We start from the raw sequence: 6,693 nt of genomic DNA on the forward strand, positions 1-6,693 counted from the left end.
CGCGGGGTTCCCGAATTGTTCGAAGCGCTGCGCAGTGAAGGAATCGCATGGTCGACCGAAGATTTGGCAAAATTTATCGCACAATTGGTCAAGGCTAATGTTGCGGTGATCAAGCAAGGATCGGCTGCGACCGAAGCACCGCTTGCGACCGCAGCGACCGCCAGTGGTTATACGGCCAGTGAAAATACCGAACGGGCGACGAACCCATCGGCCGCCAGTGATCCTCTCGCGGCCGCAAACAGCCCCTCGCCCGAACCCGCACCTCCAGGACCGTTGGCAACGCTGCTGCGATTTTTGCCGTTGTTGATTAGCCAACGTTTTCCCCTCTTTCGCGGGGATCGTATCGCGACTTGGTTGACCCGGTTCCTCGGATTTGCGTTTGAACCGATTGGGATTTCGGTTTGGATGTTGCTTGTTTTCAGCGGTCTCTGTGTGGTCTATGGACACTCCGATGCATTTGCGGCCGAATTGCGGCGGATGTTTGATCCGGGGCTATGGCCCGTGTTGTTTTTGATTTGGATTGTCGCAAAGCTAATCCACGAAGCGGGGCATGCGGTCGCGGCCAAACATCACGGCGTGCGCGTGGGGCAGGTCGGCATCATGTTCTTTCTGCTCGCACCGCTGGCGTATGTGGATGTCACGGACGCATGGAAGCTGCGTCGCCGATTCAATCGAGTTCAAATCGCATTGGGCGGAGTCTACTTCGAACTGGCGGTCGCCGCGGTTGCGGCGTGGGCTTGGTGGTTTCTACCCGAAGGCTACGCAAAACATATCACCGCCCAATTCTTTTTGATCTCCGGTCCCGCGACGCTGTTGGTCAACGCCAATCCGCTGCTGCGACTTGACGGTTACTACGTGTTGTCGGATTTGACCGAAATTCCCAATCTTCGGATGCATGGGCGGCGGCAATTGGGCGCAGCGCTACAGTGGCTGTTTTTTGGCATCCCTCAAACTCGTCAATTGTTGTCGGGATGGCGAGTCTGGTTTGCATCGATCCACGCGGCCTGTAGTGTCGTTTTCCAAGTTTTTTGGATGGGCGGACTTGTGTTGGGCGTCGCGATGTGGGCACGCGGTCTGGGAATCTTGCTGGCCGTCGCAGGCGTGTTGATGTGGTTTTTGATCCCGGCAACTCGTTGGGTGTGGAAGATTTGGATGCTCGAGCCGGGCGAACGGTTTGGACTAAATTTTTATCGTCGGCGAATGTTGTTTTACGCCAGTTTGCTGGTCGCGCTGTTTCAGCAACTTGGTACGGTCTCTTCGCCGTTTGATCGACGAGTTCCTGTGGTGGTTCGATTCCAAGACGAACAGATCGCCCGATCGCCAAGTGACGCTTTTGTCGAATCGTTGTTTGTGCACCGCGGCCAACACGTCGAACAGGGCGTGTTGTTGATGCGGTTGAAGGATCCTGAACTGAGGATCCGCCGCGAAAAGAAGGCCGACGACCTTGAAATCGCTGAACTGCAAGTGATCCAATTTCGGCGGCAAGGGGAATTGTCCAAGGCCGCTGCGTACTTGGAAAACGCCAATGCATTGCGACGCCAGATTGCCGAGATGGACGAACAGATTGCTCAGTTGACCGTAATTGCAAGCCGCTCAGGTTACATCGTTGGTAACCATGTCGAATCGTTGCCCGGACGTTTTGTATCCGCAGGGCAGGAGTTGCTACGTGTTTCAGATCCTCAAGAAAAAGAACTCCTCGCCGTCGTTCCCGAACAAGACGTCGATGCGTACCAATTAGCAAGCCGCAGCGAATCGTTGTCGCGAGTACGTTTGCGGGGTGGTTTGACCATTGAAGCGAAACCTGCATCGCTGCGTCCACGCGCCTACCGCACGCTGATGCATCCGGCGCTGGCGGGCAGTGTCGGCGGACCCTTGGCAGTCGAACCGGCGATGGATGGATCGGGCGAGATGCGATTGACGCAACCTTATTTGGAAAGCATCACCAAGTTGGATCCGATCACAAGTGCGGAGGTTCGATCCGGTCAGTTGGGCAGTATGACGATTCGAGACAATCGTCCCGTACTGGCACGCGTCTACGACGCCATCGCAACCGATTTCCGCCGACTCGGCCGTTCGCAATAGCCACGCATTAAGCGTGATGCGGCAAACTCGATCCATCAAACGCTTCGGGGAACAGATGTTTGAGGTTTCGGACCTTATAACTTCCGTCGATCACATCGGTCGTGATGACGGGCAGATTTAATCCGAACTCGGCCAAAAATTGGCGACAAGCACCACACGGAGCCACGCCGCCGACGCTGGCGATCGCAATCGCGCGCCACTCGCGATATCCCGCTGCGATTGCCGCAGATGCGGCGACGCGTTCGGCACACAAACACATCGAATAGCTCGCGTTCTCGACATTGCATCCGATCACAACGGTGCCATCGTTCATTAACAATGCCGCGCCCACGTAAAAGTGACTGTGGGGAGCATACGCCTGATCACGCGCGGTGGTGGCGGACAAAATCAGTCGGTCAATCTCTTTGGTTTTTAGATCCACCATCGTTGTGCTCGGTTTAATCGTGAAGAGTGTCTAATCGTGAAAAGCAGCAATGTCGGTCGAGTGACCAAGGAGAAGATGAGAATCGTGTCGCTTTTTGCTTGACTTCGAGGTCAAGTTGGAACCCTTGGACTCTGCTACTGTTTTAGACGGTTGTAGGGTGTAAAGCAAGCAAAGCACCCCATTCGTATCGCAACTTGGGCAACCGGCCTAGGAACAGGTTCGCTGCCCTTCCCAGCATGCCGGCTGACCGCCTCGCCCAAAAACGCGTACGTCGTAGGGGAACGCTTTCGGTCGGCGGTGAACACGATGTCGATCCAGCCAGTGGCTATTGCCAATTCGAATCCCCATCGCGTTGCGATTTCACGTCACTTTAAAGGGTTTTGCCTAAGAAAACGCTCCTTCGTTCGTAGTCGAAGCAACCGGTAAATCAAACTCGCGGCATTTCGCAAGCCGAAGGAGACCCGTGATGAAATCGATCATTCTGCCTGTGGTCGTTCTGCTGGGGGGATTATTCGCGGCGATGATTCTTGTCGCCCAAGATCCCCCGGTGCGCGGTTCTCGTGTGAGTGACGTGGTGGCGAAGCGGCAAACGCCAACCGAAAGCATGCGAACGCAGTGGCAGACGGCGAAGCAGATCGAGTCGATGCGGCGGGGAGAATACCGACGGCTTCTCGGACTGCAGGCCGACGGAATCGTCAGCGCTGAAGAATCCCAAACCGTCCACGATCGGCGCGTGCAAGTCCAAGCGGAAGTCGAGTCGCTGCGAAAGAAGCTGGTGGTATTGGAAGCACGATTGGCCACGGTCCAAATTTGTGATGAAGTGGACCACCCTTAAAGCCGATCAATGCGTCGCGGGTCATGGCGGTTGTGCAAGTCGCCAGTTTAGCGAAGCTGGTCCTACTTTCTACGCTTGTCTATCGGCAAGTGCGTGTTCTGATTTTGCTGAGTCTGCTGATTTTGCACGCAGCTTCATCTGAATCACGCTGTTTCAACGCAGGATAACTCAACCACCGGGGGGATTGTAAAGCTATCTCTTTAATAGCGAAACTATCCTAACACGTCATTGCATCGACAAAGGCAACCCAGTCGTGAGATTGGTACGCAAAGCTATGGGCCTCATGTGAGGTCGCCAGGCCGCCAACAGTGAAGACGAGCATTCCACGGTAATATGATGTCTGCATCAATGATTGACTCGCCAACGGAATTACGAGAACCACCTCAAAGAATAAGCAACCGCCAACACCGCAAAGGAGCCATTGCGGTCTTGGCGGCCGTCTTAATTGTGATCTTGTTTGGAATGGTGGCATTCGCCATCGACATTGGTTATTTAGCTCTCGCAAGAACGGAAACACAGCGGACGGCGGATGCCACCGCTCACGCTGCCGTCGTCGAGTTTGCCAGCTCACAAGACATCAATGAAATAACGACACGTGCTCGTAGCGTTGCTTCGGAATTTACCTCGGCAAATCCCGTGCTTGGACAAGTCGCGTCGGTGGCGCCGAGCGTCGACGTGAGTATTGGTCATTACGAATTTGGTTCGGGGCAAACAGACTTAAGATTCGACGATCCTACAAAATACAATGCCGTCAAAGTAAGGATTCGTCGAACCAACTCACAAAATGGGGCCGTTCCTCTATTCTTTGGTCGGATTCTAAATCGCAGCGAGCAAGAGGTGGATGCCGAAGCTACGGCTGCCCTCGTTCGCGATGTCAGGGGATTCAAAATACCTTCCTCTGGTAAAAATGCTCCTGTGCTTCCCATCACGATCGAAGAAGACTATTGGAATCAATCGCACGAAGCGGAGGACGACGTCTGGGGTTACGATCCCAAGACCGGGCAGGTCACCGCCGAGGCGGATGGAATTCCCGAGTTGAGACTATTCCCTAATGACACCGGAAGCTCAGGGAATTTGGGGACGATAAACATCGGTGTCACCAACAATTCGACTTCCTATATCTCAAAACAGATTCGTAACGGGCTTAGTCGTGCAGACCTTCAGTTTCATGGAGGCTCACTTGAATTAAATCAATTGGGGACCCTGTATCTTTCGGGAAACCCAGGCTTAAGCGCAGCAATGAAAGATGATCTCGAATCCATCATTGGCGAAGTGCGAGTGATCCCGGTCTATCGTAGTGTTTGGGGCAACGGCAATAACGCCATGTTCGAGATCGTAAAGTTCGTTGCGGTACGAATCATGGCGGTAAAACTGACCGGAGGTGAAAAAGTGATTAACGTTCAGCCGGCGTCGCTGACGCTCGAAGGGGTGATCCAGGGGAACGGCTTGCAGTCGAGCGCGGGCGTTTTTTCATCGCCGCGAATCGTCAACTAATACTGAATGCCCAAACTAAGTCAGGAATTGATCGTGAATCCAATCCCCCAACCAACGCGGCGCCGCCGGACAGGAGTTGCTGCTGTCGAGTTTGCGCTTGTTGTTCCGGTATTCTTGCTGTTGGTTTTTGGCATTATCGAATTCGGACGTGCCATCATGGTCCAACAGATTTTGGTCAACGCAAGCCGTGAAGGCGCTCGCGCCGCCGCGGTCGATGGTGCAACGCAATCAAACGTCGAGAAGGTTGTCAAAGACTATCTAAAGGGATGCTCCGTGAAGAGCGGAGCGGATGATGTTGTCGTCTCTCCTGATCCTTCGAAGGCGAGAAGTCGCGAGGAAATCACGGTCAGCATCGCGGTGAAGTTTTCTGATGTCAGCTGGATGCCTCCGTTTATTTACAATGACTATCTGCGAGCAGCCACGACCATGAAATCGGAAAAACTCGAATAGCGTCGGCTGCGCTCGGTCCGAAAATCGGCAAGACGCAACGGCGATCGGAGCTGGGTGACGTCGAGCGGCACGACGAAGACAGATGAACGGACATTGAGCCCGTTTGGGGTCACTTTCCCAGCTCTCGGACGGCACCACCAGAGCTAGCTTCTCTCGAGTGCCGCTAGCTCATTAACACTCGTTCAATTGCTAGAACGAACGACGTAAATCCCGCAATTTCTTGCCCGTCGTTTCCGCGGTGACTGCCTACCAGAGAGGAAAAGTCGGTGCCATCGAGGGTGTTTCCGGTTAGTTCGATTTCAAGCTGCTGAACGCTGTTTTCTTGATCTGCCCGTAAAGCCTCGGTGTATTGCGTCGGTAAATCAGTGTCTTGTAACCGAAATTTCAACACGAGATCGAGTCTTCCGTCGCCATCGACGTCAACCAGTTTGCTGCGATGCACGCTGGCGCCAGCCCAGGCGATTGATTCGACTTCAATTTGCGACGTATCCGAAGTGGCCGTCGAGTACAGATCGATGCCAAGCGACTTTCCACCCAAAGTCGTTGCGGTCCCATCAATGTCGCTCACCGCCAAATCCTGCGGTGGATCGTTCACGGTTGCTTTCTGGTTTCACGCGATAACGGTATTGGTCTCGCAGTGTCGCGAGATCCGTTAATCTCCGTCCTGAAAACGTCTTTGTTCACTGAAGTGATGGTCGCGGCGTGATGGTAACCCCCTCCTAGTCAAGTGACCCATTGGATGCGGCCTAAGCTTAGGGATGATTCGGGAACGCGAACTCACAGTGTCGCAATTCGGTAGTTGGAATGCCGCGAACGAGCACCCGATTCGGGCAGTGGGGCCGCAGTCGACGACTCACCCTGCCCGCTGCGTGGTGAGTGTGCTGCGTTCTCGTACCCGGTAAATGTCCGGGACATCGCATCTCTGCTGGGTCACTTTCGGGGATTCCGGGATAGCCGAAAACGTTAGAAACCGGACTGTCCCCCTTTTTGTGACGCGGATTGTCGCAATTTAATAATCGGGTGTCGCAAAAATCGGTCGTCCTGGTCCCTTGCATGATGCATAGTGATGTGGACGTCGACGATATCGAAGACGTTCGGTCCAACAAACCGACGAGGTTTGATGTGGCATGATTTTTAGGGTTATGGCTTATCTACAGAAAGGGTGTTTATGAACAAAGTATCAGTTAAGCGAGGGTTCACGTTGGTAGAACTGCTCGTCGTGATCGCGATTATCGGCGTGCTTGTCGGCTTGCTTTTGCCGGCCGTCCAAGCGGCCCGTGAAGCCGCGCGGCGGATGTCATGTAGCAATAATTTCAAGCAGATTGGGTTGGCGATTCACAACTATCACTCCGCCTATAACCAAATTCCAACGCACGGTTCAGGGACAGGAACGGGGGGCGGTCAGAAG

The 6,693-nt window shown here is 54.1% G+C and carries 7 protein-coding genes and 1 riboswitch; of the genes, 5 read left to right on the plus strand and 2 right to left on the minus strand.

From position 1 onward, the window contains the following. The coding region (locus tag ABX962_RS26065) for an efflux RND transporter periplasmic adaptor subunit (protein WP_372723738.1) at positions 1-2,082 on the plus strand (2,082 nt) is incomplete at its 5' end. 7 nt (positions 2,083-2,089) lie between these two features. On the opposite strand, the gene ABX962_RS26070 is transcribed toward ABX962_RS26065, so the two are convergent. After that, positions 2,090-2,506, minus strand: coding sequence for a cytidine deaminase (locus tag ABX962_RS26070; RefSeq protein WP_339946865.1), 417 nt, complete (start codon positions 2,504-2,506; stop codon positions 2,090-2,092). Between the two features lie 466 nt (positions 2,507-2,972). Here ABX962_RS26070 and ABX962_RS26075 point away from each other — a divergent pair, with 466 nt between their 5' ends. From ABX962_RS26075 to ABX962_RS26085, 3 genes are all read left to right on the plus strand, one after another. Further along, positions 2,973-3,341 carry a hypothetical protein gene (locus ABX962_RS26075; protein ID WP_372723740.1) on the plus strand — a complete coding sequence of 123 codons (369 nt, stop codon included), beginning with the start codon at positions 2,973-2,975 and terminating at the stop codon, positions 3,339-3,341. A 231-nt stretch (positions 3,342-3,572) separates the two neighbouring features. Continuing rightward, positions 3,573-3,648, plus strand: a riboswitch (cyclic di-GMP riboswitch). 26 nt (positions 3,649-3,674) lie between these two features. After that, the gene (locus ABX962_RS26080; RefSeq protein ID WP_372723742.1) at positions 3,675-4,835 is read left to right on the plus strand and encodes a pilus assembly protein TadG-related protein; all 1,161 of its coding nucleotides are present in this window, start codon (positions 3,675-3,677) and stop codon (positions 4,833-4,835) included. 33 nt (positions 4,836-4,868) lie between these two features. Further along, entirely contained in the window at positions 4,869-5,285 is a 417-nt protein-coding gene (locus ABX962_RS26085) for a TadE/TadG family type IV pilus assembly protein (RefSeq protein WP_372723744.1), read from the plus strand. Positions 5,286-5,448: 163 nt separating this feature from the next. On the opposite strand, the gene ABX962_RS26090 is transcribed toward ABX962_RS26085, so the two are convergent. Continuing rightward, positions 5,449-5,880: a hypothetical protein gene (locus ABX962_RS26090; RefSeq protein ID WP_372723746.1), complete on the minus strand. Its 432-nt coding sequence runs from the start codon at positions 5,878-5,880 to the stop codon at positions 5,449-5,451. A gap of 573 nt (positions 5,881-6,453) precedes the next feature. Between ABX962_RS26090 and ABX962_RS26095 the strand changes: the two genes are divergently transcribed. Then, positions 6,454-6,693 (plus strand): DUF1559 domain-containing protein (locus tag ABX962_RS26095; RefSeq protein ID WP_372723748.1); only part of this gene is annotated, 240 nt, incomplete at its 3' end.

Source organism: Novipirellula sp., from assembly GCF_041583735.1.
GTDB lineage: Bacteria > Planctomycetota > Planctomycetia > Pirellulales > Pirellulaceae > Novipirellula.